General features: G+C 56.6%; 32 protein-coding genes, 1 tRNA gene and 1 pseudogene. 13 read left to right on the plus strand and 21 right to left on the minus strand.

Features of this window, described 5'->3' with window-relative positions; genetic code table 11:
* Window positions 1-19: 19 nt before the first annotated feature.
* From pheS to thrS, 5 genes are all read right to left on the minus strand, one after another.
* Entirely contained in the window at window positions 20-1,036 is a 1,017-nt protein-coding gene (gene pheS / locus CAG47_RS00290; protein WP_007992477.1) for a phenylalanine--tRNA ligase subunit alpha, read from the minus strand.
* Window positions 1,037-1,145: 109 nt separating this feature from the next.
* Window positions 1,146-1,502 carry a 50S ribosomal protein L20 gene (rplT, locus tag CAG47_RS00295; protein WP_007905879.1) on the minus strand — a complete coding sequence of 119 codons (357 nt, stop codon included), beginning with the start codon at window positions 1,500-1,502 and terminating at the stop codon, window positions 1,146-1,148.
* 28 nt (window positions 1,503-1,530) lie between these two features.
* Window positions 1,531-1,725 carry a 50S ribosomal protein L35 gene (rpmI, locus tag CAG47_RS00300; protein WP_002553160.1) on the minus strand — a complete coding sequence of 65 codons (195 nt, stop codon included), beginning with the start codon at window positions 1,723-1,725 and terminating at the stop codon, window positions 1,531-1,533.
* Between the two features lie 60 nt (window positions 1,726-1,785).
* Complete coding sequence (gene infC, locus CAG47_RS00305; protein ID WP_175377598.1) at window positions 1,786-2,337, minus strand: translation initiation factor IF-3; 552 nt, start codon at window positions 2,335-2,337, stop codon at window positions 1,786-1,788.
* Entirely contained in the window at window positions 2,337-4,259 is a 1,923-nt protein-coding gene (thrS, locus tag CAG47_RS00310) for a threonine--tRNA ligase (protein WP_085722947.1), read from the minus strand. The genes infC and thrS overlap by 1 nt, the downstream gene beginning before the upstream one ends.
* A 383-nt stretch (window positions 4,260-4,642) precedes the next feature.
* On the opposite strand from thrS, the gene CAG47_RS00315 reads away from it, so the two are divergent.
* Both CAG47_RS00315 and CAG47_RS00320 read left to right on the plus strand, forming a co-directional pair.
* Window positions 4,643-4,942 carry a hypothetical protein gene (locus tag CAG47_RS00315; protein ID WP_085722948.1) on the plus strand — a complete coding sequence of 100 codons (300 nt, stop codon included), beginning with the start codon at window positions 4,643-4,645 and terminating at the stop codon, window positions 4,940-4,942.
* A 292-nt stretch (window positions 4,943-5,234) separates the two neighbouring features.
* Window positions 5,235-5,447 carry a cold-shock protein gene (locus CAG47_RS00320; protein ID WP_003179963.1) on the plus strand — a complete coding sequence of 71 codons (213 nt, stop codon included), beginning with the start codon at window positions 5,235-5,237 and terminating at the stop codon, window positions 5,445-5,447.
* Window positions 5,448-5,516: 69 nt separating this feature from the next.
* Here CAG47_RS00320 and CAG47_RS00325 read toward each other — a convergent pair whose 3' ends face one another.
* Window positions 5,517-5,837 (minus strand): I78 family peptidase inhibitor, encoded by a 321-nt coding sequence (locus tag CAG47_RS00325; protein ID WP_085722949.1) that lies wholly within the window; start codon window positions 5,835-5,837, stop codon window positions 5,517-5,519.
* Between the two features lie 166 nt (window positions 5,838-6,003).
* Window positions 6,004-6,309, minus strand: coding sequence for a hypothetical protein (locus tag CAG47_RS00330; protein ID WP_085722950.1), 306 nt, complete (start codon window positions 6,307-6,309; stop codon window positions 6,004-6,006).
* 132 nt (window positions 6,310-6,441) lie between these two features.
* Here CAG47_RS00330 and CAG47_RS00335 point away from each other — a divergent pair, with 132 nt between their 5' ends.
* Entirely contained in the window at window positions 6,442-6,633 is a 192-nt protein-coding gene (locus CAG47_RS00335; protein WP_085722951.1) for a hypothetical protein, read from the plus strand.
* A gap of 40 nt (window positions 6,634-6,673) precedes the next feature.
* On the opposite strand, the gene CAG47_RS00340 is transcribed toward CAG47_RS00335, so the two are convergent.
* From CAG47_RS00340 to CAG47_RS00375, 8 genes are all read right to left on the minus strand, one after another.
* On the minus strand, window positions 6,674-7,681 hold the full coding sequence (locus CAG47_RS00340; RefSeq protein ID WP_143515787.1) for a nucleoside hydrolase: 1,008 nt from the start codon (window positions 7,679-7,681) through the stop codon (window positions 6,674-6,676).
* 36 nt (window positions 7,682-7,717) lie between these two features.
* Window positions 7,718-8,122, minus strand: a complete 405-nt coding sequence (rbsD, locus tag CAG47_RS00345; protein ID WP_085722953.1) for a D-ribose pyranase — start codon at window positions 8,120-8,122, stop codon at window positions 7,718-7,720.
* Window positions 8,119-9,036 (minus strand): ribokinase, encoded by a 918-nt coding sequence (gene rbsK / locus CAG47_RS00350; RefSeq protein ID WP_085722954.1) that lies wholly within the window; start codon window positions 9,034-9,036, stop codon window positions 8,119-8,121. The genes rbsD and rbsK overlap by 4 nt, the downstream gene beginning before the upstream one ends.
* Before the next feature lie 57 nt (window positions 9,037-9,093).
* A complete protein-coding gene (locus CAG47_RS00355; RefSeq protein ID WP_085722955.1) occupies window positions 9,094-10,113 on the minus strand; it encodes a LacI family DNA-binding transcriptional regulator in 1,020 nt (339 codons plus the stop codon).
* A gap of 3 nt (window positions 10,114-10,116) precedes the next feature.
* Entirely contained in the window at window positions 10,117-11,094 is a 978-nt protein-coding gene (locus tag CAG47_RS00360; protein WP_085722956.1) for an ABC transporter permease, read from the minus strand.
* A complete protein-coding gene (locus CAG47_RS00365; protein ID WP_085722957.1) occupies window positions 11,091-12,644 on the minus strand; it encodes a sugar ABC transporter ATP-binding protein in 1,554 nt (517 codons plus the stop codon). Before CAG47_RS00365 ends, CAG47_RS00360 begins: the two co-directional genes overlap by 4 nt.
* Window positions 12,645-12,699: 55 nt before the next feature.
* On the minus strand, window positions 12,700-13,671 hold the full coding sequence (locus CAG47_RS00370) for a sugar ABC transporter substrate-binding protein (protein WP_085722958.1): 972 nt from the start codon (window positions 13,669-13,671) through the stop codon (window positions 12,700-12,702).
* A gap of 194 nt (window positions 13,672-13,865) precedes the next feature.
* Complete coding sequence (locus tag CAG47_RS00375) at window positions 13,866-14,327, minus strand: hypothetical protein (RefSeq protein WP_085722959.1); 462 nt, start codon at window positions 14,325-14,327, stop codon at window positions 13,866-13,868.
* 352 nt (window positions 14,328-14,679) lie between these two features.
* On the opposite strand from CAG47_RS00375, the gene CAG47_RS00380 reads away from it, so the two are divergent.
* From CAG47_RS00380 to CAG47_RS00390, 3 genes are all read left to right on the plus strand, one after another.
* Window positions 14,680-15,768 carry an asparaginase gene (locus CAG47_RS00380; protein ID WP_085722960.1) on the plus strand — a complete coding sequence of 363 codons (1,089 nt, stop codon included), beginning with the start codon at window positions 14,680-14,682 and terminating at the stop codon, window positions 15,766-15,768.
* 210 nt (window positions 15,769-15,978) lie between these two features.
* The gene (locus CAG47_RS00385) at window positions 15,979-16,218 is read left to right on the plus strand and encodes a DUF1654 domain-containing protein (protein ID WP_085722961.1); all 240 of its coding nucleotides are present in this window, start codon (window positions 15,979-15,981) and stop codon (window positions 16,216-16,218) included.
* Between the two features lie 4 nt (window positions 16,219-16,222).
* Complete coding sequence (locus CAG47_RS00390) at window positions 16,223-16,912, plus strand: endonuclease (protein WP_085722962.1); 690 nt, start codon at window positions 16,223-16,225, stop codon at window positions 16,910-16,912.
* An 82-nt stretch (window positions 16,913-16,994) separates the two neighbouring features.
* Here CAG47_RS00390 and CAG47_RS00395 read toward each other — a convergent pair whose 3' ends face one another.
* Window positions 16,995-17,360 (minus strand): penicillin-binding protein activator LpoB, encoded by a 366-nt coding sequence (locus tag CAG47_RS00395; protein ID WP_085722963.1) that lies wholly within the window; start codon window positions 17,358-17,360, stop codon window positions 16,995-16,997.
* Between the two features lie 250 nt (window positions 17,361-17,610).
* Here CAG47_RS00395 and csrA point away from each other — a divergent pair, with 250 nt between their 5' ends.
* Complete coding sequence (gene csrA / locus CAG47_RS00400) at window positions 17,611-17,802, plus strand: carbon storage regulator CsrA (RefSeq protein WP_007975691.1); 192 nt, start codon at window positions 17,611-17,613, stop codon at window positions 17,800-17,802.
* 151 nt (window positions 17,803-17,953) lie between these two features.
* On the opposite strand, the gene CAG47_RS00405 is transcribed toward csrA, so the two are convergent.
* The gene (locus CAG47_RS00405) at window positions 17,954-18,409 is read right to left on the minus strand and encodes a DUF2214 family protein (protein WP_085722964.1); all 456 of its coding nucleotides are present in this window, start codon (window positions 18,407-18,409) and stop codon (window positions 17,954-17,956) included.
* 203 nt (window positions 18,410-18,612) lie between these two features.
* Between CAG47_RS00405 and CAG47_RS00410 the strand changes: the two genes are divergently transcribed.
* On the plus strand, window positions 18,613-19,365 hold the full coding sequence (locus tag CAG47_RS00410; RefSeq protein ID WP_085722965.1) for a carbonic anhydrase: 753 nt from the start codon (window positions 18,613-18,615) through the stop codon (window positions 19,363-19,365).
* A 75-nt stretch (window positions 19,366-19,440) separates the two neighbouring features.
* On the opposite strand, the gene CAG47_RS00415 is transcribed toward CAG47_RS00410, so the two are convergent.
* The gene (locus tag CAG47_RS00415) at window positions 19,441-19,635 is read right to left on the minus strand and encodes a hypothetical protein (RefSeq protein ID WP_085722966.1); all 195 of its coding nucleotides are present in this window, start codon (window positions 19,633-19,635) and stop codon (window positions 19,441-19,443) included.
* 247 nt (window positions 19,636-19,882) lie between these two features.
* Between CAG47_RS00415 and CAG47_RS00420 the strand changes: the two genes are divergently transcribed.
* The gene (locus CAG47_RS00420) at window positions 19,883-20,089 is read left to right on the plus strand and encodes a hypothetical protein (RefSeq protein ID WP_085722967.1); all 207 of its coding nucleotides are present in this window, start codon (window positions 19,883-19,885) and stop codon (window positions 20,087-20,089) included.
* A gap of 194 nt (window positions 20,090-20,283) precedes the next feature.
* Window positions 20,284-20,853, plus strand: coding sequence for a hypothetical protein (locus CAG47_RS00425; protein WP_085723433.1), 570 nt, complete (start codon window positions 20,284-20,286; stop codon window positions 20,851-20,853).
* Window positions 20,854-20,973: 120 nt separating this feature from the next.
* On the opposite strand, the gene merR is transcribed toward CAG47_RS00425, so the two are convergent.
* Window positions 20,974-21,372 (minus strand): Hg(II)-responsive transcriptional regulator, encoded by a 399-nt coding sequence (gene merR / locus CAG47_RS00430; protein WP_085722968.1) that lies wholly within the window; start codon window positions 21,370-21,372, stop codon window positions 20,974-20,976.
* 165 nt (window positions 21,373-21,537) lie between these two features.
* Between merR and CAG47_RS28850 the strand changes: the two genes are divergently transcribed.
* From CAG47_RS28850 to CAG47_RS00445, 3 genes and pseudogenes are all read left to right on the plus strand, one after another.
* Window positions 21,538-21,768: a GDCCVxC domain-containing (seleno)protein gene (locus CAG47_RS28850; RefSeq protein ID WP_085722969.1), complete on the plus strand. Its 231-nt coding sequence runs from the start codon at window positions 21,538-21,540 to the stop codon at window positions 21,766-21,768.
* A gap of 196 nt (window positions 21,769-21,964) precedes the next feature.
* Window positions 21,965-22,155 (plus strand): annotated as a pseudogene (locus tag CAG47_RS28855) (hypothetical protein); the annotation flags it as partial.
* 257 nt (window positions 22,156-22,412) lie between these two features.
* Window positions 22,413-24,440, plus strand: coding sequence for an acyltransferase family protein (locus CAG47_RS00445; protein ID WP_256577364.1), 2,028 nt, complete (start codon window positions 22,413-22,415; stop codon window positions 24,438-24,440).
* 181 nt (window positions 24,441-24,621) lie between these two features.
* Here the strand turns inward: CAG47_RS00445 and CAG47_RS28550 are convergent, their stop codons facing one another.
* Both CAG47_RS28550 and CAG47_RS00450 read right to left on the minus strand, forming a co-directional pair.
* Window positions 24,622-24,771, minus strand: a complete 150-nt coding sequence (locus CAG47_RS28550; protein ID WP_158091303.1) for a hypothetical protein — start codon at window positions 24,769-24,771, stop codon at window positions 24,622-24,624.
* Between the two features lie 608 nt (window positions 24,772-25,379).
* A tRNA-Val gene (locus tag CAG47_RS00450) sits at window positions 25,380-25,456 on the minus strand.
* Window positions 25,457-25,633 lie beyond the last annotated feature (177 nt).

Raw genomic sequence — 25,633 nt, forward strand, 5'->3', positions numbered from 1 at the left:
TCCTAAGAATTCGTTACGACTAGCGAAATTGCGCGAGGAACCGCAAGTCGTTGTCGAAGAACAGACGCAAGTCGTTCACGCCGTAACGCAGCATGGCCAGACGCTCAACGCCCATGCCGAAGGCAAAGCCCGAGAACTCTTCCGGATCGATACCGGACATGCGCAGCACGTTCGGGTGAACCATGCCGCAGCCCATCACTTCCAGCCAGCCGGTCTGCTTGCAGACGCGGCAACCTTTACCGCTGCACATCACGCATTCCATGTCGACTTCAGCGGATGGCTCGGTGAACGGGAAGTACGAAGGACGGAAACGCACGGCCAGTTCTTTTTCGAAAAACACCCGCAGGAACTCTTCGATGGTGCCCTTGAGGTCGGCGAAATTGATGTCGCGATCGACCAGCAGGCCTTCGACCTGGTGGAACATCGGCGAGTGGGTGATATCGGAGTCGCTGCGGTATACCCGGCCCGGGCAGACGATGCGGATCGGCGGCTGCTTCGACTCCATGGTGCGGACCTGTACCGGCGAGGTATGGGTACGCAACAGCATGTTCGCATTGAAATAGAAGGTGTCATGCATCGACCGGGCCGGGTGATGGCCTGGGATGTTGAGGGCTTCGAAGTTGTGATAATCGTCTTCGACCTCAGGGCCTTCGGCGATGCCGTAGCCAATACGGGTGAAGAACTGTTCCACGCGTTCCAGAGTGCGGGTGACCGGATGCAGACCACCGGAGGTCTGACCACGGCCAGGCAGGGTCACGTCAATGGACTCGGCGGAGAGTTTGGCAGCCAGATCGGCTTCTTCAAACAATGCCTTGCGCGCATTAAGGACCTCTGTGACACGCTCCTTGGCAACGTTGATCAGCGCACCGACCTGCGGACGCTCTTCTGCCGGCAAATTCCCCAGGGTCTTCATCACCTGAGTCAATTCACCCTTCTTGCCAAGGTAGTGAACCCGGATTTGCTCCAGGGCATTGATATCTTCCGCGCTTTGCACAGCCTCTAGAGCTTGCGAGACGAGCGCATCCAGGTTTTCCATGTACAGACTCCAGATACAAAATAGGGGAAGAGCTTGAAGGCTCTTCCCCTATTTATGACGTTTAACACCTGACCCCACAGATGCGAGGCCGGGTGACTGTCGGGGGTACTTAAGCCAAGGTGGCTTTAGCTTTCTCGACAATCGCAGCAAACGCCGCTTTTTCGTTCACTGCCAGATCAGCCAGAACCTTACGGTCGATCTCGATGGACGCTTTTTTCAGGCCGGCGATGAAACGGCTGTAGGACAGACCGTTGATACGAGCACCAGCGTTGATACGAGCGATCCACAGAGCGCGGAACTGACGTTTTTTCTGACGACGGTCACGGTAGGCGTATTGGCCAGCCTTGATTACCGCTTGCTTGGCAACACGGAATACGCGGGAGCGTGCGCCGTAGTAGCCTTTAGCAAGTTTCAGAATTTTTTTGTGACGCTTACGGGCAATGACGCCACGCTTTACACGAGCCATGAGTTACTTCCTCTATTCTTGACTAAAATTAACGAAGGCGCAGCATGCGCTCGACTTTTGCCACGTCGGACGGGTGCAGCAGGCTGCTACCACGCAGTTGACGCTTACGCTTGGTCGACATTTTGGTCAGGATGTGGCTCTTGAAAGCGTGTTTGTGCTTGATGCCGTTAGCAGTTTTCAGAAACCGCTTGGCAGCACCACTTTTGGTTTTCATCTTTGGCATGTTCGGATACTCCGCATTCAATTGATAAACATAATCAGAAGGCCTGCCGTGCCCTGTTGATTACTTCTTCTTTTTCGGGGCGATGACCATGATCAGCTGGCGTCCTTCCATCTTCGGATGCTGTTCGACCGAACCGTACTCTTGCAAGTCAACTTCAACTCGCTTGAGGAGTTCCATCCCCAGCTCCTGGTGGGCCATCTCACGGCCGCGGAATCGCAAGGATACCTTGGCCCTGTCCCCGTCACTCAGGAAACGTACCAGGTTGCGTAGTTTTACCTGGTAATCCCCTTCCTCCGTCCCTGGACGAAACTTGATTTCTTTTACCTGAATCTGCTTCTGGTTCTTCTTCGCCGCAGCAATCTGCTTCTTCTTTTCGAAGATCGATTTGCCGTAGTCCATCACCCGGCAAACAGGCGGGACTGCGTCAGCGGAAATTTCTACCAGATCAAGCTTGGCTTCTTCAGCAATACGAAGCGCTTCATCAATCGAGACGATGCCAATCTGCTCGCCGTCAGCGCCAATTAACCGAACCTCGCGTGCCGAGATATTCTCGTTGATCGGGGCTTTCGGTGCAGTTCGTTTATCTTGTCTCATATCACGCTTAATAATAATTACTCCGAATCTTGGCGACCACGCCGGGAAACCGCTTGCGCGAGGAACTCGGAGAACTGGGCGACGGGCATCGAGCCCAGGTCAGCACCTTCACGAGTGCGCACAGCGACAGTCTGCGTCTCGACTTCCTTATCCCCAATAACCAAGAGGAATGGAACCTTGAGCAAAGTATGCTCGCGGATTTTAAAGCCGATCTTTTCATTTCTCAAGTCAGACTTGGCACGAAACCCGCTTTCGTTGAGAGTTTTTTCCACCTGAGTGACAAAATCTGCCTGTTTATCAGTGATATTCATCACCACAGCCTGAGTCGGCGCCAGCCAGGCAGGGAATGCACCCTCATAGTGCTCGATCAGAATTCCGACGAAACGCTCGAACGAACCCAGAATCGCCCGGTGCAACATCACCGGATGCTTGCGGCTGTTATCCTCGGAGACGAACTCGGCACCCAGACGGACAGGCAGGTTGAAATCGAGCTGCAAGGTACCACATTGCCAGACTCGACCGAGACAATCTTTCAGCGAGAACTCGATCTTCGGACCGTAGAACGCGCCTTCGCCCGGCTGCAGATCGTACGGCAGGCCCGCGCTATCAAGGGCTGCGGCCAATGCGGCTTCAGCGCGATCCCACAGCTCGTCGGAACCAACGCGCTTTTCCGGACGAGTGGACAGCTTCATTTCGATGTCCTTGAAGCCGAAGTCGGCGTAGACATCCATGGTCAGCTTGATGAATGCGGCGGACTCGGCCTGCATCTGCTCTTCGGTGCAGAAGATGTGGGCATCGTCCTGAGTGAACGCACGCACGCGCATGATGCCGTGCAATGCACCCGATGGCTCGTTACGGTGGCAGGCACCGAATTCGGCCAGGCGCATCGGCAGCTCACGGTAGCTCTTCAAGCCCTGGTTGAACACTTGCACGTGGCAAGGGCAGTTCATCGGCTTGATGGCATAGTCGCGGCTTTCCGACTCGGTGGTGAACATGTTGTCGGCGTAGTTGGCCCAGTGGCCGGACTTTTCCCAAAGACTGCGATCAACGACCTGAGGCGTCTTGATCTCGAGATAGCCGTTTTCGCGCTGCACCTTGCGCATGTACTGCTCGAGCACCTGGTACAGGGTCCAACCGTTCGGGTGCCAGAACACCATGCCCGGCGCTTCTTCCTGGGTGTGGAACAGGCCCAGGCGCTTGCCGATCTTGCGGTGATCGCGCTTTTCGGCTTCCTCGATGCGCTGGATATAGGCAGCCAGTTGCTTCTTGTCCGCCCATGCGGTGCCGTAGACGCGCTGCAATTGCTCGTTCTTGGCATCACCGCGCCAGTAGGCGCCGGAAAGCTTGGTCAGCTTGAAGGATTTCAGGAAACGCGTGTTCGGCACGTGCGGGCCACGGCACATGTCGACGTATTCTTCGTGATAGTACAGGCCCATGGCCTGCTCGTTCGGCATGTCTTCGACCAGGCGCAACTTGTAGTCTTCGCCACGGGCCTTGAACACTTCGATCACTTCGGCGCGCGGAGTGACTTTCTTGATCACGTCGTAATCTTTCTCGATCAGCTGCTGCATGCGCTGCTCGATGGCCGCCATGTCGTCCGGGGTAAAAGGACGCTCGTAGGCGATATCGTAGTAGAAACCTTCGTCGATGACCGGACCGATGACCATCCTGGCGGTCGGGTACAGCTGCTTGACCGCGTGGCCAACCAGGTGGGCGCAAGAGTGGCGAATGATCTCCAGCCCCTCTTCATCCTTTGGCGTGATGATTTGCAGCGACGCGTCGCTGTCGATGATGTCGCTGGCGTCGACCAGCTTGCCATTGACCTTGCCGGCAACGGTGGCCTTGGCCAGGCCTGCACCGATGGATGCGGCGACCTCGGCTACGGAAACCGGGTGATCGAATGAACGTTGACTGCCGTCGGGAAGAGTAATAGTTGGCATGGCGCCTCCTCTCCTAGTGGTGACCCCTACCAAAGGTCACGTGGGTTGGGATGAGCCAGTACAAGATCCGATCCAGGCCATTCAATGACGAACGCCTGCCTTACAGCGGCAGGAGCCTTGCGGCCAACCGGAAAACCGAACCAGAGTGACTGGGATTCAAATCAGGGTTAATCGCGCATCTGCCGCTACCGGGACTGAAGGTCCGTCGGAGCCTGCAAACGCCCGAGCGGGGCATGCTAGCACAGATGAACGGTTATCGGCCCGCACGCAATCAGACGGTGAAAAAATCCTCACTTTTATGGCGCAGAGTGAACTTGCGATGTACGGGCCGCCTCAAATTGACAGAGAATCGCCACAGATATCGACCCCAAGGAGTTCCTGTCATGCGCCTGATCCGTCTTTTTGCCATCGCTGCCCCGCTGGCCCTGCTGCTGCCACTGAGCGCCCACGCCGCCTGGCCAGCAGGCGTGAAAGAGCAATACATGGGCGATTGCACAAAAGCTGCGAGCCAAAGCATTAATCCGGCCGAAGCCAAGAAACACTGCGCATGCGGCGCCGACGTGCTGGAGAAGAAATTCACCACGAAAGAGATCGCGCAACTGATGGACTCGAAAACACCGCCACCACAGGAATTGGCGCAGCGCGCACTGACCGAAATCTCCGCGTGCAAAGCCAAGAAGTAACGCGCTCAAGAAGAGGTTTTGAAGGTTTCGAAGGCCAAAGACAGCCCAAAAACCGCTGAACCACATAATTTATGCAGCTTTTATGGCTTTTTTTAATCGCCCCTTTTCCGGCGCAAACCCCCTTAAACCGGGGCCTTCAGCCATTCTCGACAACGAAAAGCGTGCGATAGCAGAGCAAACTGCTCGCCCGGGGGGGTCCCAAACCGAACATTTCGACTATGATACCCGGGTGTGCCCAGTTGGCCTGAGCAGCACAGTACTACTGAAAATATATGTTTCTTGGAGATACACCATGTCTAATCGCCAAACCGGCACCGTTAAATGGTTCAACGATGAAAAAGGCTTCGGCTTCATCACTCCTCAAGGTGGCGGTGACGACCTGTTCGTACACTTCAAAGCTATCGAAAGCGACGGTTTCAAAAGCCTGAAAGAAGGCCAGACTGTTTCCTTCGTGGCTGAGAAAGGCCAAAAGGGTATGCAAGCTGCTCAAGTTCGCCCAGAGTAATTTCCAGGCGCACTAAAAAAACCCCGTCCATGTGACGGGGTTTTTTATCGCTGAAACAAAAGCGAACGATCAGCCGCAGTTCACGCGGGTCACCACCCGCCCGGCATCAGTGTTCAGGTTCAGGCGATCGGAACGGTATTCCAGCGTCAGCCTATCGGTTGGCAGCAGGAACCGTGCGCTTTGCGCCCCTGCGCGGGTACGGGCCTGCTCAAGCAACTGCGGCGATGCCTGTTTGCCGATAGTGAACTCGGCAGCTTTCGCCTCACAGCGACTGTAACCCGTGTCAGTCGTCGCAACATCAGCGGTTGCCGACTCCGTAGAGGTAGTGCTGCAACCTGCCAGCGTGGCAACGGCCAGCAAAGCACCCAATGACGCGAGCTTCCAAGGCATGAAGCCTCCTTATTTCAATGATTAAGCCGAGATCGTGCGACAACCAGACTCGCGTTTGGTTTCACAGGCAGCGCCAGCGCCCTGCCCGCATTCCGGACGAGCCGCGATTTTGCCTGAGCTCCGCCCTCCCCTTAACCACTGAATCGTGACTGAATATGAACGACGCTCAATAGACGTCGATGTAATCGTAAGGTGGATTGGGCCAGTTATCCTTCAAGGCATTGAAGATTTGCATCACCCAGACTTCATCGCTGGCCGCTACTCGCCCGACATAACCGGACCCCTTGGCCCAGGTTTCGAGTCGAAACAACAGTCCCTCGATATCGGTGCCGCCGACGACACCCGAGGAAATGTAGGCAATACCTCCCTTGGTAACCCGCAACTGGGTGTGCTCATCGTCACTGGCGCCAGCCAGCAACTGACGCACAGCTTCGAGCGTCAGGCCATCTGGAGAGTTCAAATCGATCGGCACGGCGCATTCCTTGAAAAGTTGTCAGAGACCAAGTGTCGCATAGCCCTCCCATGCTGCCTAAGCCGACGTGTCAAAAGCCATGCAAAATGGTTAACTCGATACTCAGACTTCTTCGACTTCACGAGCGCCATCATGACCACCGTAAGCATCGACGCCGACATCAAGGCCAAGTGGCAGGACGGCCACAGCTCTTACAGTCCAAGCAGCACGGAAGAGCTTGCCATCATCGGTATCGACCTGTTGGTCAGGGATATTGGAACCGAAGCCGCCCAGTTGTTCATCGAGCAGATTTTCGAGAAACACCTGTCGGACCAGAAGGCCTGAGCCGTCAGCGGGCGGGAGTGAACCCTGCAGGGCACGACGCTTACTTCAGGCGAGCCAGGCGCTCGGTCAGCAGATCGAAGAAGCCCTGGGCATCACCGCTCTCAACCCAGAAGGCATTCTTTGGCGCTTTCAAGCCGTCATGCCAGTCAACGATGGTTTGTCCAAGGGTCGGCCCTTCGCGGCTATCGATCACCACGTTGACCGAGCGACCGCTGAACAATTGCGGCTTGAGCAGATAAGCTACAACCGTGGCGTCATGCACCGGGCCACCCGGGATACCGTAGTGTTCCATGTCGCCTTTGATGTATTCATTGAGAATGTCGCCCACCAGCCGGCTGGCGTTGTTGTTCAGCGCGGCAATTTGTTTCAGGCGCGCTTCGCTGGTAAGGATCTTGTGGGTCACATCCAGCGGCAGATAGGTCAGCTTCACGCCACTCCTGAGTACCACTTCGGCGGCATTCGGGTCAGCGAACAGGTTGAACTCGGCCACCGGCGTGATGTTGCCGCCGTTGAAGTGCGCGCCACCCATGACCACCACTTCCTTGATGCCCTGGACGATACCCGGCTCCTGGATCAGCGCCAGAGCCAGGTTGGTCTGCGGGCCAAGCATGGCGATAGTAATGCTGTGGGGCCTGGCCGCTTTCAGGGTATCGATCAGGTAAGTGACCGCACTGCCCTCGGCCAGGCCTTGAGCTGGCTCATGCACGGCAATGCCCGAGAGCCCTTCCATGCCATGAATATCCTCGGCGTAGATGGGCGCTCGCACCAGAGGCCCAGGCGCCCCCGCATAGACCGGCACCTCCTCGCGCCCCGCCCACTCCCGGGCCAGTCGCGCATTGCGTGAGGTCTTGTCCAGGCGAACGTTGCCCGCAACAGTGGTCAATGCCAGGACATTCAGTTCGTCCGGCGATGCCAGGGCGAACAACAAGGCAACAACGTCGTCAGCCCCCGGATCGGTGTCGATGATCAGGTCGATTTTTTGTGTCGCCTGGGCGTTCGTTGCAGTAATCAGGGACAAAAGCAGCAGGCTCCGGTGCAGTGGGTACAGTTACTGTGCATGGGACATCAAAACGCGGACAGCGAGTTAAAACGTTACGCCAGCGACCAGCACAATGTTGCAATACGGCTGGCACTCGCCTGTACGAACAATCGCTCTGGCTTGTCGGCTCAGGACCTTGAATTGTTCATGGGTGAGCACTTCACGTCGGCCCAGAGCACCCTTGCCATTCAGCTCATCCAGCGCGACCAGGGTCGACGGCTTTTTATCGAAGACTTCCTGAGCCAGCACATGGCTTTCGACCTGCATCTCACTGAGCAACACCTTCAAGGTGCTGACAAAGTCCGGAATACCTTGGGTCAAGGCCAGGTCGATCAATTCAACGCCCGGAGGAACCGGCAAACCGGCGTCCCCGATGACGACCATGTCGCCATGCCCCAATGAGGCAATCAGCCGCGACAAGGCAATGTTGAGCAGCGGTGTCTTTTTCATGGGGTTTTAAACGCCTGCACATCGCTCAAGGCGGGAATCGACGGTTGCGCACCCGCTCGGGTGACAGACAGCGCCGCAGCCACCTGACCAAAGCGGATTGCCTGCGCTTCATCCTGACCCGCGGCCAACGCCGCAGCGAAACCGCCAACGAACGTATCGCCGGCCGCCGTGGTATCGACAGCCTTCACGACGGGCGCGGGAAAATGTTCGAAGCGCTGGCCATCGGCAAACAGCGAACCTTGCGCGCCGAGGGTGATGATCACCTTGCCGGCGCCCAAGGCAATCAGAGCGGTCGCCGCGGCTTGCGCGGATCCCAGGGAGTCCACGGACACTCCGCTCAGGGCCGCCGCTTCGCTCTCGTTGGGAATCAGGTAATCGATGGACGCGTACCAGTCCGCTGGCAAGGGACGGCTGACCGGTGCCGGGTTGAGGATGACCGTCTTGCCCAATTCGCGACCGCGCTTGAGCGCATGGCCAACGGAGGCATCAGGTACTTCCAGCTGACAGATGAGCACGTCCGCCGCCTGTATCACCGAGTCAAAACGGTCGATGGCTGCAGCAGTCAACTCACCGTTGGCACCGGGGACGATCACGATCGTGTTCTGACTGTTGTCGTCGACCACAATCAACGCAACGCCGCTGGAACCCTCAACGATGCTGACCGCCTGACAATCGATTTGCTCGGCCAAAAGTGCCCCACGCAATGCCTCACCATAAGCGTCGCCACCTACGCAGCCGATCATCGACACCTGCGCTCCCAGCCGTGCCGCAGCCACGGCCTGATTGGCGCCCTTGCCGCCGCAGACGGTGGAAAACGAGTGGCCGATCAGCGTTTCGCCAGCCTTGGGCAAGCGTGGCGCCCGGGTCACCAGATCCATGTTCAAACTGCCAATCACCACTACTTTTGCTGACATAGATTGCTACTCATCGATTCTGTTCCGACGCACTGTTGGTTTAGCGGCGCTCTGATTTCAACGGTACCGGGTAAATACGCCGGCCAGCGGCGCCGTCGATTCACGAATGACGATACTCGGCGTCACGATGCGCTGATCGGTCACCAGTTCTGGCCTGGCGATCCGTCGCAAAAGCACTTCGGCGGCCATTTCACCGAGCTGCAAGATCGATTGCCCGACCGTGGTCAACGACGGATAGACATAGCGACTCATCTGGATATCGTCGAAGCCGATCACCGACAACTCGCTCGGTACGCGAATATTGCGCTCGGCGGCGGCCCGCAGCACGCCGATGCCGATCATGTCGTTGGCGGCAAAAATGGCGGTAGGCGGATGGCTTTCGAGCAAAGTCGCGGCAGCGCTGTAACCGCCGGTGCTGGTGAAATCGCTGGCCAGCACGCGCCCGGAAGAGACCTCGATGCCCGCCTCTTTCAGGGCCCGGCAATAACCCGCCAGACGCATCTGCGCCACACTGGTGTTTTGTGGCCCGCTGATCGTGGCGATGTCCCGGTGACCCAGCTCCAGCAGGTGTCGGGTCGCCAGATACGCGCCGTATTCATGGTCGATGCGCACCATGTCCGCATCGACTCCCTCCAGTCCACGGTCGACGATCACCATGGGCGTGCGGACGCCCTTCAGGCCTTGAGCCAGACTGCTGTCACCGCCGGCCGAGGCGACAATCAGGCCATCGATGCGTTTTTCCAGCAGCACACGCAGGTAACTGCGCTGCTTGTCCGGATTGTCGTCGGAGTTGCACAGAATGACGCAGTAACCGTTTCGCTCGCAGTAATCCTCGATACCCCGGGCCAGCTCGGCGAAATACGGGTTGAGGCTATTGGGCACCAACAGGCCGATGGTCGCCGTGGTCCTGGCCTTGAGCGAGCGGGCCACCGCACTGGGGACGTAATCGAGGTCTTTGATCGCCGCTTCGACCTTGATCCGGACCTCTTCACTGACCGGACGGGTCTTGTTCACCACATGGGATACCGTGGTGTAGGAAATGCCGGCAAGGGCTGCCACATCTTTGATAGTCGCCATGACTCAGGTCCGCCGGCTTGCGCGTTGACTGCGATAAGTGTCCAGCACCACCGCCACCACAATCACGGCGCCGGTAATGATGCGTTTGGTCGGTTCGGTTGCCCCGATCTGCGCCAGTCCCGCGGCCAGCACGGAAATGATCAGGACACCAAAAAACGTGCTGATCACCGAACCACGCCCGCCCATCAGGCTGGTCCCACCGATCACCACGGCCGCGATCACCTGCAACTCAAGACCGGAGCCTGCATTCGGGTCGGCGGCTTCCAGGCGAGAAATCTGGAACAGCGCGGCAATACCGGCCAGCAATCCCATCAGGCTGAAGACCAGGATTTTATAGGGCTTCGGATTGATCCCCGCCAGCCGCACAGCCTCCTCGTTGGTGCCGATACCGATCAGGTAACGACCGAACACCGTGCGAGTCAACACGGCCTGGGCGATGAAAATGATCAGCAAGGCGATGATGAACGACGGCGAAATGCCGAAGGCGATCGGATTGGACAACCAGGCGAACGCATCGCCGATGTAGGCCGTACGCGAACCGGTCATCTGGTAAGCCACCCCGCGAGCCATTTCCAACACGCCCAGGGACACGATGAACGACGGTATCCGCCATGCCACCGTGATCGAACCGGTGATGGTGCCTGCGAACGCCGCGACAGCCATCCCCAGCAACGCCGCGGGCAGAACGCTCCAGCCCCAGCCGAGTATTGCCACACTGACGGTCGAGGCCGCCAGGGCCAGCACCGAGCCTACCGACAGGTCGATGCCGCCGATGATCAACACAAAGGTCATGCCGACCGCCAGCACCATCAGATCCGGAATCTGATTGGCCAGGGTGCTGAATGTGTCGTACGACAGGAAGTGACTGCTCAGCACCGAGAACAGCACGATCATTGCCAGCAAGGCACCCGCCAGGCCCGGGTAAGTGCCCAGGCCGTAGAAGTTGCCACTGTGTTTTCCGGCGGAGGAAGCGGTTTTCATGAAAGATCCCCGGGCGCGGCTTCAAAGAGCTGCGCATCACGTTTTTGGTAGCCGGCAAAAGCAGCGGCGAGCAACTCATCCTGGGTCCAGCTGTCGCGTTCGAAGGTATCGATCAGGCGTCCCGCCGAGAGCACACCGATCCGGTCACAGATCAGCATCAGCTCGCGCAAGTCGCTGGAGACCACCACCAGCGCCTTGCCCTGGCGGGTCAACTCACCGAGCAGGTTGTAGATATCGAACTTGGCGCCGACGTCGATGCCGCGGGTCGGCTCATCGAACAGCAGCACCGAGCAATCGCGCTCCAGCCAGCGACCAATGACGACTTTCTGCTGGTTGCCACCGGACAGCTCGGACACCCGTTGTGCCGGCCCGGAGCTGCGGATGCGCATGGCATCGATCTGACGCCGGGCCAGGGCGCTCTCCCCAGCGTTGTCGACAACGCCAGCGCTGGAGATGCCGGGCATGTTGCCCAAGGCGATATTGGCGCCGATCGACTGCGTCAACAAAAGGCCCTCACCCTTGCGATCCTCAGTGATCAGCGCGATGCCGTGACCCACCGCGTCGACCGGCGAACGGATGCCAACGATCTGCGCCGGCGTGCCCAGGGCAATCGTGCCGCTGTCGGCGACATCCGCACCGAAGATCAGACGCAGCAACTCGGTGCGCCCCGCGCCAATCAAACCGGAAATCCCGAAAATCTCTCCGGCACGGACTTCGAACGACACATCACGGACCTTGTCGGCACGGCTCAGCCCCTTGACCGTCAATACCGGAGCGCCAATCTTGCGCGCGCCCATATCGATGTGTTCGCCGAGCTCGCGCCCGACCATCAAGGTGACCAACTGCTCGCTGTTGTAGTTGGCCATCGGCTCGACACAGACCAGATCGCCATCGCGCAACACGGCAATGCGTTGTGCGACCCGCGCCAGCTCTTCGAGGCGATGGGAGATGTAGATGATCGATACGCCGCGCGCCTGCAGGCGGGTGATTTGCTCGAACAGCATTTCAACTTCGCGGGCAGTGAGCATCGCCGTCGGTTCATCGAGAATCAGAACGTGACAATCGCCAATCAGATTGCGGGCGATTTCCACCATTTGCTGGTGGCCGATTCCCAGTTCGCCAACCAGGGTGTCCGGATCAATGGCGTCGAGCCCGACTTGAGCCATGGCCTCGATGGCCGCCTTGCGCAACTGTTTGCGATTGATCCAGCCGACACGGCCGGGCAGGTTGTGAAGAAACAGGTTTTCCGCCACCGACAGCGTCGGCAGCAGATTGAGCTCCTGCATGACCATGCGGATACCGAGGCCTTCAGCCTGAGCTCGACTGCCCGGGCAATAGTCCTGCCCCTGAAACTGCATCTGGCCGGTGGTCGGCGCGACCAGCCCGCCAATGATTTTCGAAAGCGTGCTTTTGCCTGCACCGTTCTCACCGGTCAACGCCAGCACTTCACCGCGCATGAGCGTCAGATCGATGCCGGTCAATACCGGCTGGGCGTAGGTCTTGCCGATACCGCTGACCGAGAGGACCGCGTTCGCAGCGCGAGCTGACATAAAAACTCTCCATGCGCCCGTCCGGCTGGACGAGCACCGTTGCGTCGCCAGTAGGTTACTGTTTGACCTGCTCTTTGGTGACCAACTCTACCGGCGTTTCGATCACGCCATTGGCGCCGCCGTCGACCTTCTCGCCCTTGAGAACCTTCAATGCCGTCTCGATGCCGAACACCGCTTGCCTGGCGGCAAACTGATCCGCCGTGGCCAACACGCGACCATCCTTGAGCATTGGCTGGATGGCGTTGATGTTGTCGTAGCCGACCACTTGCACCTTGCCAGCCTTGCCTGCGGCACGCACCGCAGACACCGCACCGACCGCCATGCTGTCGTTGCCGGCCAACAGGGCCTTGGTTTGCGGGTATTCACTGAGAATCGACGCGGCAACCTTGTTACCCTTGTCGATCTCCCAGTCACCGGATTGCAGGGACACGACCTTGACCTGCGCCGCCTCCATCGCCTCCTTGAAACCTGCGGTGCGCTGCTGGGCATTGGTGGTGGTGGACACGCCTTCGATGATGCCGACTTCATCACCGGCCTTCAGTTGTTTGGCCAGGTAGTCACCCACCAGCCGCGCGCCCTTGCGGTTGTCCGGGCCTACGAACGGAACATTGATGTTTTTGCTTTTGACGACGGCGGGATCCAGCTGGTTGTCGATGTTGATCACGGTGATACCGGCATCGATGGCCTTCTTGATCACCGGCACCATGGCCTTGGAGTCTGCCGGTGCAATCACCAGCGCATTGACCTTGGCCAGGATCATCTGCTCGACGATCCGCGTCTGGCCGGCGGTGTCGGTTTCATCCTTGATGCCGTTGGAAATCAGCTCGAATTCGTCGGAGTGATCTTTCTGATAGGCCTTGGCGCCGTCCTCCATGGTCAGGAAGAACTCGTTGGCCAGGGATTTCATGACCAGGGCGACTTTCGGTTTTCCAGGGGTTTCAGCGAAGGCCGAAGAGACAGGCAATGCGGTGGATACGGCAGCCAGCACAGCGGCAGCGAGAAGACGTCCGGCGAATGGCAGCTTCATGGGTTCACTCCGATCTTATGATTATTGTGAGCAACGCTTGCGCTGGCGTAAGCTTCACGACCCACAGCGATGGAGTGCCATCAACGCGGGTCGCGCAAACGTTTGCGTGAACCAAACTATGCGAATCCTGCCGGTATTTGTCAACGACCTGAAACCGTGCCTTCAGAGGTGTTCAGCGAAAGACGGCATTGATTTCATGCCGTGGTGTTGACCACCGATCCCGTGCCAGAACCCTTGGTCAGCTCTTTGATCAGACTCGCGCTCACTTGCAGGATGGCACCGTTGGTTTCGGCAACCTGCCCCTGAATCGCTGATACCGCGGCGGTCTTGGCTTCCGGAGTCGGGTAGGACGCGGCCTGGGCCTGCGCCAGTTGCTGCTGTTGCTCACGCAGCTGCTGTTGCAGTTCCTTCAGGCGCTTGAGCAAGATCTTCACCGCCACACTGGTGTTATCGCTCGCTTGCGAATCGGCCTGTGCGCCGGCACTCTCTCCCAAGCCTACCGGGCCGGTTTTAACCTGGTTGCCGTCGCCTTCCTTTACACCCAGCGCCCTGGCTGCCCCATCCTCTGCCCCATCGCCCAAAGCGCGAATGGTCGCCGCAGACTTACCCCCGATGGTGATGCCCGCGGCATTCGGAAAGCCAATCGATAACGACATGTGAACTCCTGCAGAAAAAGATCCCTTGAAGGAGCATCGACCGACGAGCGTTTTTCTTTAGTCGTCAACGACGATTTGACGCGTTGAAACCTTAAACAGGACCGCCATCCGTTTCGGAGAGCCGAACGCAAAAGACAAACATGTTCGGCAAACCGGACGCCCAACCCCGGCCCCGCCTCCGGACACGACCTAAAATACCTTTACAAATCATATTGTTAGGTGCCATTTCCGATTCAGAGTGCTACTGGTACAGATCCTGCTCTTCTCCTCGCACCTCCGGCGCTCGGATTCGCCCGGAGCGTATCCAGATGAACCTGCATCTGCACCGTTTCACAATTAGAAGAGAAAAATAATGACATCTGCATTCAAGACCTTTGTTCCGGGCGCCTTGGCCCTGCTGTTGCTTCTACCCACTGCCCTTCAGGCCAAAGAAGCCGAAACCCAACAGAAACTGGCCAACGTGGTGATCCTCGCCACCGGTGGCACCATTGCCGGCGCAGGCGCCAGCGCCGCCAACAGCGCGACCTATCAAGCGGCGAAAGTCGGTGTTGAAAAGCTGATCGCAGGCGTTCCGGAACTGAGCCAACTGGCTAACGTTCGCGGCGAACAGGTCATGCAAATCGCCTCCGAAAGCATCACCAACGAAAACCTGCTGCAATTGGGCCGCCGCGTAGCCGAACTGGCCGACAGCAAAGACGTCGATGGCATCGTGATCACCCACGGCACCGACACCCTGGAAGAAACCGCCTACTTCCTGAACCTGGTGGAAAAAACCGACAAGCCGATCATCGTTGTGGGCTCCATGCGCCCGGGCACCGCGATGTCCGCCGATGGCATGCTCAACCTGTACAACGCGGTGGCCGTGGCCAGCAGCAAAGATGCGCGGGGCAAAGGCGTACTGGTGACCATGAACGATGAAATCCAGTCGGGTCGCGACGTCAGCAAAATGATCAACATCAAGACCGAAGCGTTCAAAAGCGCCTGGGGTCCGCTGGGCATGGTGGTAGAAGGCAAATCCTACTGGTTCCGTTTGCCAGCCAAGCGCCACACCATGGATTCCGAATTCGACATCAAGACCATCAAGAGCCTGCCTGACGTCGAGATCGCCTACTCCTACGGCAACGTCAGCGATACCGCCTACAAGGCCCTCGCTCAATCAGGCGCCAAAGCCATCATCCACGCCGGTACCGGCAATGGCTCGGTATCGTCGCGGGTAGTCCCTGCCCTGCAAGCCCTGCGCAAGGATGGCGTGCAGATCATTCGCTCCTCCCATGTCAACGCTGGTGGCTTTGTATTGCGCAACGCCGAACAGCCTGACGATAAATACGACTGGGTCGTGGCCCACGATCTGAACCCGCAAAAGGCGCGCATCCTGGCGATGGTCGCACTGACCAAAACCAATGACAGCAAAGAGCTGCAGCGGATGTTCTGGGAATACTGATTCGCCCTCGCCCGACCGATCCGGTCGGGCACCCCGTGCGCCATTCGCCAGCCCTGACGAGTGGCGCCGCTCGAACCGACAAAAAAACTTCCTTCGCCTGATGCCAAATGCAGTAAACCGCTGTCAGAGGATTCTTCTGAATTTTAAGCAGTTGCGAAATTGCCCACAGTTAAATACTGTATGCACGTACAGCTTAATAAGGATAATTCCATGGACACCACCTCTGCCTCTCCCGACACCTATGTACGCATGGGCCTGCGCGTTCAGAAAATCATCAACTCCCCCACCGCGCAAAAGGCCAGGGCAGCACTGATTTTCCGCCTTCCCGACGAGCCGGCGGATGAATGGGAACGCTTGCTGGAAGAAATCGACGAGAACGACAACGTCACCCTCGCCTATCGCGACGATGGCGGCGTGCAGATTTTCTGGGTTGTGCCGAAGGAAGATTGAGTCGATGAGTGCCCGCTGGTTTGCTCTGTTGTTTCTGTTTTTTGTCATGGGCGCGCAAGCCGATGCTCCTCGCACCTTCACTGAAGCCAAAAAGGTCGCATGGAAGCTCTACGCCCCTCAATCCACCGAGTTTTACTGTGGCTGCAAGTACACTGGCAATCGGGTGGACCTGGCCGCCTGCGGTTATGTGCCACGTAAAAATGCCAAACGCGCGTCCCGCATCGAGTGGGAACATATCGTTCCGGCCTGGCAGATCGGCCATCAACGCCAGTGCTGGCAGGAGGGCGGTCGCAAGAACTGCACCCGCTACGATCCGGTTTACCAGAAGGCCGAAGCTGACTTGCACAACCTGGTGCCCAGCATTGGGGAGGTCAATGGCGATCGCAGCAACTTCAGTTTCGGTTGGCTGCCCGAACAATCGGGACAGTATGGGTCGTGCCTCACCCAGATCGACTTCAAGGCCAAGAAAGTCATGCCCCGCCCTTCCATTCGCGGCATGATCGCCCGGACCTACTTCTACATGAGCAAGCAGTATGGCTTGCGCCTGTCGAAACAGGATCGGCAACTCTACGAAGCCTGGGACAAAACCTATCCGGTCCAGGCCTGGGAACGCCAACGCAACCAGAGCGTGGGGTGCGTCATGGGGCGCGGCAACGAGTTCGTCGGGCCGGTAGACATGAAGGCCTGCGGCTGAATCCAGAACGGAACACCTGAAACGACAAAGGCCCCGTGGCTGAACCCCCGGGGCCTTTTTGTTTCTTCAACACTACCGAACGTTATTGCGCGACCGGACGCTCAAGCACCAGCAGTTCGATGTTCTGTTTCTTGGAGCGAGTGAGCGCCGCACGGACTTCATCCTGTTTGGCTTCGGCCTCGGCCTTCGAATTGAACGGCCCCATCAGGATTCGCGTATTGCCATTTTCCTTGACGATACTTGACATGAAACTGTGCTCGATCAGCCAGCCACTCAAATCGCTGACCGCCTGAGGGGTTTCACCTCGCACTTCAAGATCCCATTGCGGGCCGGACACCGGCGCGGGCACGGCGGCCATGGCCGGTTTAGGCTTCGGAGCATCCACACTGTTGCCCTCACCACATCCCGCCAGTGCCAATATCGCGAATACCAAGACCAGTTTGCGCACGGCGTTTCCCTCTGAATGCTTAAAGCGGGGATTTTAACATCCATGATTACTTCACGAGTGCCGTAAAATGGGCTCAAAACAACGAGAATCATGGTTGCGGCCTCTGTATAGTTACGCCTTGGGAATTAATGCCACCTCTGCGCGTCAGAAAGAGGCACCCAAACTCTGAGACTTCGCACTAATCTATACATACCACCGACCTCTGCACTGTCCGAATCAGGTGCCCCACATAGCAATCAAGGAGAAGACCATGCTGATACTCACCCGCAAAGTCGGTGAAAGCATAAACATCGGTGATGACATTACGATCACCATCCTGGGCGTAAGCGGCCAGCAAGTCAGGATCGGCATCAACGCCCCGAAGGACGTTGCAGTGCATCGCGAGGAAATTTATCAGCGTATTCAGGCCGGCCTGACCGCTCCGGAAAAGCCACAATCCTGAATCCTGCCGCAGTCAGTAGCCAGCCCGTTCAGTCTGGAACCACGGCTGGCTAAAGATTCAGCATCGCCTCTCCCCTGCAAGCGTCAAGGGGTTCGCCCTGGCTGTCAGACTTTTCGTGTTTATCCCAAGGAAGGATGCGCTCGCTGCGTGATCAATCAAACATCACGCCACGCGCCATGCCTGTCGCCGCCACCACAATCAACAGCACCAGCAGCGCCTCGACATGACTGATCCGTGCAAACAATATCGCACGGCCGGTATCGACAGGCACTTTGCGGGCAAGCGCCATTCGCCATTTGATCAGCGTCACCATTGGCGCAATCTCCAGCAGCAGGATCAGGACGAACAGCGTCATCTTCAAATGGAACAGCGGCTGATGCAGGTAATAGTCGGAGCCCTTCTCGTACCCGCCAAAGGCACGCATCCCCCCGCTGATCAGCAAAACGACAGCTGAAATACCCCAGATATTGTCCGCCAGCAAAACACTGCGCACTGCTGCGGCCCCATCGGCTAGACGCCGAAAAGCCGTACCTCGAACCAGCACCGCCCAAAACCCCAAGGCCAATGCCAGAAGATGAACCGCCGCCAGAAACCAGTGAGTGAGCATCGAGTAACCCCTGCCTAGTCGAATGTCTGTGAGCCAGTCAGTAGTAGCCCATGAAGCGGCCGCTTGCACGGCGCCTGCGGACAATGTCCGGTACACAATATGACAGACCGACTAGACTCCATTGCGCTGGTTTTGAGTGTCCGTGGCAACGCCAGCCCCAACCGCAACTCACTCTCACCCCATTGAACTGAGTAAACAAAATCATGTGTAAATCATGTGATTCAAGCTCTGCTTCAAACACAACAGGCCGTCGTCGTTTTCTTCAATTTGCCGGATTGAGCGCAGGCGCCCTGCTGCTGACCGGCACACTGCCCGGCAAGATCATCCAGGCAGCCGAAAAAGCGACAGCCCCACCCAAACCACAAAATGTAATCAGTCCCGATATGGCACTGAAAAGACTGATGGAAGGCAATGAGCGATACGTAAACGGCACTTCCACGACTCACGACTTCAAGGCTGAGCGAGAGGCCCTGGTGTCCGGTCAAAATCCTTTCGTGGCAGTACTGAGCTGCTCTGACTCGCGGATCGCCCCGGAATATGCGTTTGATACCGCGCGAGGCGATCTTTTCTCCATCCGCGTCGCGGGCAACTTCGTGACCCCGGAAGGCCTGGCCAGTCTTGAATACGGGGTTGCCGTGCTTGGCGCACCGTTGATTCTCGTACTCGGCCATGAGAGCTGCGGCGCCATCGAGGCCAGTATCAAGGCCGTCAAGGATCAGACGATTTTCCCCGGCCATATCCCGAAACTGACCGACGCACTCAAGTCAGCTGTCGAAACAGTGCTGAAGCAAACCGGGAACCTGATGGAAAACGCTACCGCGCAGAACGTCAAAAACTCTGTCAACAGCCTGAAACAGGCCTCGCCCTTGCTGACCGATGCGCAGAGCAAGGGCAAGCTGAAAATTGTGGGAGGTATCTATCGCCTGGCGAGTGGCAAGGTAGAGCTGATCGCTTGATCTGCAACACGCACATAACCCGCATCGGAGCACAACCCCGCATGCGAAGAGCCCAGCGCGATGGCTGGGCTCTGGTTACTTCCGGTTTTCCATCATCTTGTCGGCCAGGACCCTGGCCCTCTCGATCAACAGGTTCTGCCTGTCTTCGTGCGTAGCACCACCCACAACCGGGGCTGTCAGATTGCTTTCGGCAATCAATGCAGCACAGAAGTATTGATCCCAGACAACCTTGTCCACAGGTGCCTGCTTGCAGATTTGATCGACGTTCATAGGCGGCTCCTTTCAATGAGGCAGCCCAATTAGTTTACGCCTGAATGGCAAAGAATCCGGACCATCATTCACCGTTGTCCACCATTCGTCGCCTGCGAAACATCACGAGGAATCCAAGCGCATCCGTGGCTTGAGGATTGCAGATATCGCGCCTGACGTCGGAACGACAAAGTCCTGACGCGGCAGCCATTCAATCAATGCTTAAGGACTCCAGCGATACGCTTGGTCAGTCACCGGGAGATGTAACGTGTCAACGCTCAATGAAATCGCAATGAATCACGCGCGAATGGCTAAGGAGAAGGCAGCAGAGTCGACCGAACTGAGCGAACGACACCTCCATATTGTAGGAAGCTTCGAAGTACCGTCCATCGATGCACAACAGAGTATTCCACTGCACCTGATCGCTGGCGCACAGGACGGGCACCATGGCCTTGCGGCGACCTTTGCCCTCTGACTTCTACTGAGGCAGGCGACGATCTGAACGATTGACCTGGCAGCCACTGCTGGCCTGACTTCCGCTGAAGAATCGTCGCTTCTTGGACTCGATGATTTTGAAACTTGCTGTTACAAGTGCTAATCAATATCATTGATATTCAAATTCAAGGACGCAGGGAGCGCATTGTCCATACCAAAAAGGTCATAACAATAATGCTGAAAATGCTCCTCGTGTATGTTCATCTGCTCGCCACCTGTATCGCCCTGGGCAGGGTATTGCTGGCCGATCACAAACTTTGGAGCTGGCGCAAGAAAGCGCTGGATCAGGCGAAACAAGAGTATCTGGAAGAAACCAGGAAAATTGCCACCCTCGCGTTACTGGCCCTTTGGGGCAGCGGCCTATTGTTGGTACTTCAGGGGTATCTCCTCGAGGGCGCCGCCTACTTGCTCAACCAGAAACTCTGGGCCAAGGCGGCGGTTGTCGCACTGCTGACTCTGAACGGCGGTCTGCTGCATCGCGTCGGCTTCCCATTGTTGCAAAAAGCCCCTTTCGTCTTGTTGCCGGGCTCCGACCGCGGTCGCCTCGCACTCCTGGGGGCGTTCTCCATGAGTGGCTGGCTGTTTGCCGCTTTCCTGGGGGTCGCTCGAGCCTGGAATCATGTCATGCCATGCATGCATGTGATGGGGGTGTTCACGGCATTCGCGTTGGCGGCTTGTACCGTGGCGCTTGTGGTCGCCAGCACGGCGGGCACGCTACGCGGTGAGGAGCCTACGGTCTCATAGCGGGTGTAGCACAACTCAAGCATGGATAGCCTGACACCTCCCTCGGCGCAGGCGCCAACCATCGCATTCATGCTTGAAGTTGGGGCCTGACGCCTGTGCATGACGCCCTGCAACCAGGCATCACTCCCTGTCCAGCGCATCGATGATAGGGCAAGCGGCCCCGCCGCCGCTTGCATCACACTCCTGCACCAGACCGCCCAGCACCTGCCGAATTGCAGCAAGGTCGGCCATCTTTTGCTCGATCAGGGCCAGTTTGCGCACGGCCAGCGCTCGAGTCTCGCGACAAGTACAGGCCGCATCCAGTGTCAGCAGCGCGCCCACCTCATCCAGCGTGAACCCCAGCGCCTGCGCTCTCTTGATGAAGCGCAACCGTTTGACTTGCTCCGGTAGATAGCACCGATAACCGCTGAGCGGCTTTGGCGGCTCATCCAGCAAGCCGCGTCGCTGGTAATAGCGAATAGTCTCGATATTCACCCCGGCAGCTTGCGCCAACTTGCCGATACTCAGCCCTGTCGCCATCAAACGCCCCTTGATTCTGTACCCGGGTACGGAGTGTAGAGTGACTCTAGGTTAGATCGATTCAATGGAGAAAACGATGGTTCAACAGATCGGCGGGTCCTGAGGCATTGGCCAAGGCGACGATGAATGCGGGTTATCCCTCCACTGTGCACAAATGAGGCAGCCATGAGCACCATCATCCTCGAGTCCGTGTTGACCTGCCCACATTGCGGTTTCGCCAAGCAGGAAGCCATGCCCACGGACGCCTGCCAGTTTTTCTACGAGTGTGGCAATTGCAAAACCCTGCTACGCCCGAACCCCGGCGACTGCTGTGTGTTCTGTTCGTTTGGAACGGTGAAGTGCCCGCCACTTCAAGAGCAACCCGGATGCTGTAGTGTGCGGATCGACCCGTGTTGATTCGGTTTGCCAGACGCCCCCGAAGCGCCTCGAACCGTGGTTATGGGAGGTCAGTATCATGTGGAGTCACTCCCTGATGCTCGTGATTGTCTACCTGACTATCACCCTCTGCATCGGCTGGTTGTATACCATTGCTCTCCTGTATTGGTTTTAACCCGATGAATGACGATCGGTTGATCGGCATTGGGTGCCGTTTCTTGAGGCCGCCATCGCTGAACTCACGAACTGGATCGAGCGGCATGGCAGCAACGAGGTCGCCGAAAATGTGCACGCCATCCTGGAAACCTCGACGGGAATGAAGAGTTCATCAAACTGACGCTCGCGGTGATGATGACGCCTCCATGGCGATGCGCGTCATGGAGGGTTGTGCGGATTTGCTGGCATTAGCAGTCTCCCCACCAGGACTTGGCCTTTCTATCGAACACTCGGTTACGAATGGTCCAGGCAACAGCGATCTGTCCGAGTATCTCTTCGCCGCGCGCCTCGTCCCCGATGGTTCGGGCGAGGATGTCGCGGCTTTTTCGGTAACTGCCATGACTTTTCTCCAAGCGAAAAACCGCTCGATGGCGGGAAGGGTTTGTGGTGCTGGTATGATGCTCGGCGCTCAAGTATGGCGTTCAATTAAAACGGATCTACGAAAACCAATGACCTCCTTATCTGAATCGCCGCAATCAACGGTCGATAAGCACCTGAGTCACCCTAAATATCGGCCGGATATTGACGGGTTGCGCGCGATCGCAGTCCTGTCTGTCGTCGCGTTCCATGCGTTTCCATCCCTGATTCCGGGTGGGTTCGTTGGTGTCGATGTCTTTTTCGTTATTTCCGGCTTCCTGATTTCCAGCATCATTTTCGGAAGCCTCGAGAGAAACAGTTTCAGTTTCGTGGAATTCTACAGCCGTCGGGTAAGTCGGATTTTTCCCGCGCTCTTGCTCATGCTTGCCGCCACTTGGGCATTCGGCTGGTTCGCTCTCCTTGCTGATGAATATATGCAACTTGGAAAACACATTGCCGGAGGCTCTGTTTTCATATCAAATTTCGTGCTACGTGCAGAATCTGGTTACTTCGACAATAGCGCAGACACAAAACCGCTCCTGCATTTATGGTCCTTGGGTATTGAAGAGCAATTTTATCTGCTTTGGCCATTGATACTCTGGGCCGCATTTAAAATAAGACTGAACACCCTGATACTACTCATCTTGATTGGCGGCACATCGTTCGCCTTAAACTTAATGAGCGTGCAGCCAGATCCCGTTGGTACTTTCTACTCACCGCAAACCAGATTTTGGGAGCTTCTAATTGGATCATATCTTGCCTATGTGACCATGTATAAAAGCCAGACATTCCCGAAATGGAGAGGGGTCGGTGGCCCAGTTATTCGAAACACCCAATCATTTCTTGGATTTACATGCCTTGCAGTGGCGTTTTCTCTAACCACCAGGAACAACCAGTTTCCAGGCTGGTGGGCACTATTGCCAACTGTGGGCGCATCTCTCATTATCGCGGGAGGTCCACATGCATGGTTCAACAGAACAGTACTATCCAATCGAATATTCGTCTGGTTCGGACTTATCAGTTTCCCATTGTATCTTTGGCATTGGCCTCTTCTATCATTCGCTCATATCCTGGAGGGGAGCACAGCCTCACCAACAACATTGAGCCTAGCTGTTGTGACTTCCGTACTCCTGTCTTGGCTCACATATAAGTTTGTCGAGCGCCCATTGCGCCTTAGCGCTTACAAAAAAACAAAAACAATTGCACTCACCGCTCTCATGTTATTTTTCGGGATGACTGGATACGCTACATATGTGAATGACGGCTTCAAATCTCGCTTAAATGACAGAGAGGAATTCGCGGAGTATTTTGAAAACTCTTTACCAGAGCGAAAATACTTCGCAAAACTTGAACTATTCAAGAATTATCGTGGCGAGTGCAATTTTCAGGACACAGCCCAGTACGTCAAAGGGAACTCAACAAATGTACCAGTCACTGAAATAAACAGCAGTTGCTACACAAAGCAACTCCCAAAAGGCAAGACACTATTTATTTGGGGGGACTCTCACGCTCAACAACTTTACTCAGGATTAAGAAAAGAACTGCCTGAAAACTGGGATATCCTACAAGTCGCCAGTTCAGGATGCGTGGCGTCTCCCGACGTCAAGAACCCTTCAACCACAGATTTCTGTACGCAGTCGAACTGGTTTGCTCTGAAGCAAATAAAGCAAGTCATTCCAGACGTAGTAATTGTTGGCCAAAATGAAAACCACGACGCGGCGAATCTTCACCGTATTTTCCTGGCATTGAAAGATGCTGGAGTCAAGCGCGTTATTTTTACAGGGCCTACACCACACTGGACAGTTGAACTTCCTAAAACGATCATGAAAACGCTGTGGATTAACACGCCAAGGCGCACTTTTTTAGGGCTAAACATGGTAGTTATGGATCAAAACACCGAGCTGAAAAAAAGCCTGGCCAACTCGGGAGCAATTTATGCCGATATAATAAACGCACTCTGCAACAAAGATGGCTGCATGACCTACCTGGGAGATGACATTAAAGCAGGCATCACAAGCTGGGACTATGGACACCTGACGCCAATAGCGTCTGAATACCTGGCAAAAAAACTACTTGTAGACCTTGTCACTAACGAACATTCAAAGACCGATCAAAACTAGAGCTCCAGCAGCGACTGCTTTTACGCATTTTCCAGCGCACAATAAAATGATTCACGGACTTTCCGGCCAGTTTATAACGACCGGAAAGTCTGACCGCTGATCGTTTTGGGCAAGCGGCTATCAGCCAGGCAGCAGGTAGCGCTCTATGATTGCAACCTCGGCAGCGAGCCACGCCGCGTGGTCATGCGGCGCGGCGCAGCACCACAATGCGCTCAACTGCCCAGCCGCCAATCCCCGACCAGCGCACGAGGAATGCACCGCCGCAGATACTGGAGATTGTGGTGCTGATCGTTGCCACGACGAACTCTCGGACAGTTTTTGGCAACGTCATCACCACCCCACTACCCTGACTGCAGCTACTGGGATCCGGACAAGCCAGACGGCGAAGGCTGGTTCTGCCTGGCGATCCACGACACCGACGATGGCCCGGTTTGCTGGTCGGCGCGACGCGAGGTGACACCATGATCACCCTCGCCTGGTTCGCTTACGTGTACTGCTACAAGGGGATGAAGTGACGGCCGCGAAGCTCACCTCCCCCTCTGCAGCCAGCCTGCCAACATAAAAGCAAGACCTTGAATTAAAAGGCCTAACGCCGAGAAACTAACCATTTCACCATCAAGCAGGTTGGCTATACCAGCACTAACCCCTAATAAGGCCAACGGAATCCCAATGAGGAACAACGGATTTCGTGTCGCCCTATGCATAGTTCCACCCCACTAATTAATTCTCCAAATTAAAGCACAGAGCCTGCCGGTGTACGGCGGACGAGGATTTCCTATGCCCGCAGTTCAGCGTTTCCACGAAGCAGCCAACGACGCTCCGGTCAAACTCATGAACGAACCCAATATTTTGTGAACGTTCTGCATGAAATCCAGACAACAAAAAAGGGCCCACCTTTCGGTGAGCCCTTTCAGACCGCCCAGCAGAGCGGATTTTGTTTGGTAGGCGCGATTGGACTCGAACCAACGACCCCCACCATGTCAAGGTGGTGCTCTAACCAACTGAGCTACGTGCCTGCTGTGAGGCGGCATTCTACGGAATTCCGGAGGGGTGTCAACACCTTTTTTCGCGCTAACCCTATGAATATGCAAAATATTTAATTTTGCCGGTGCAAAGAAGATTTTCCGGGTGGCTGGCGGGCGATTTTCAACTCGGGTAGGATCAACGCATTCGTAAAATATATTAAACAGAGG

Source organism: Pseudomonas sp. R37(2017) (assembly GCF_002113375.1).
Classification (GTDB): domain Bacteria; phylum Pseudomonadota; class Gammaproteobacteria; order Pseudomonadales; family Pseudomonadaceae; genus Aquipseudomonas.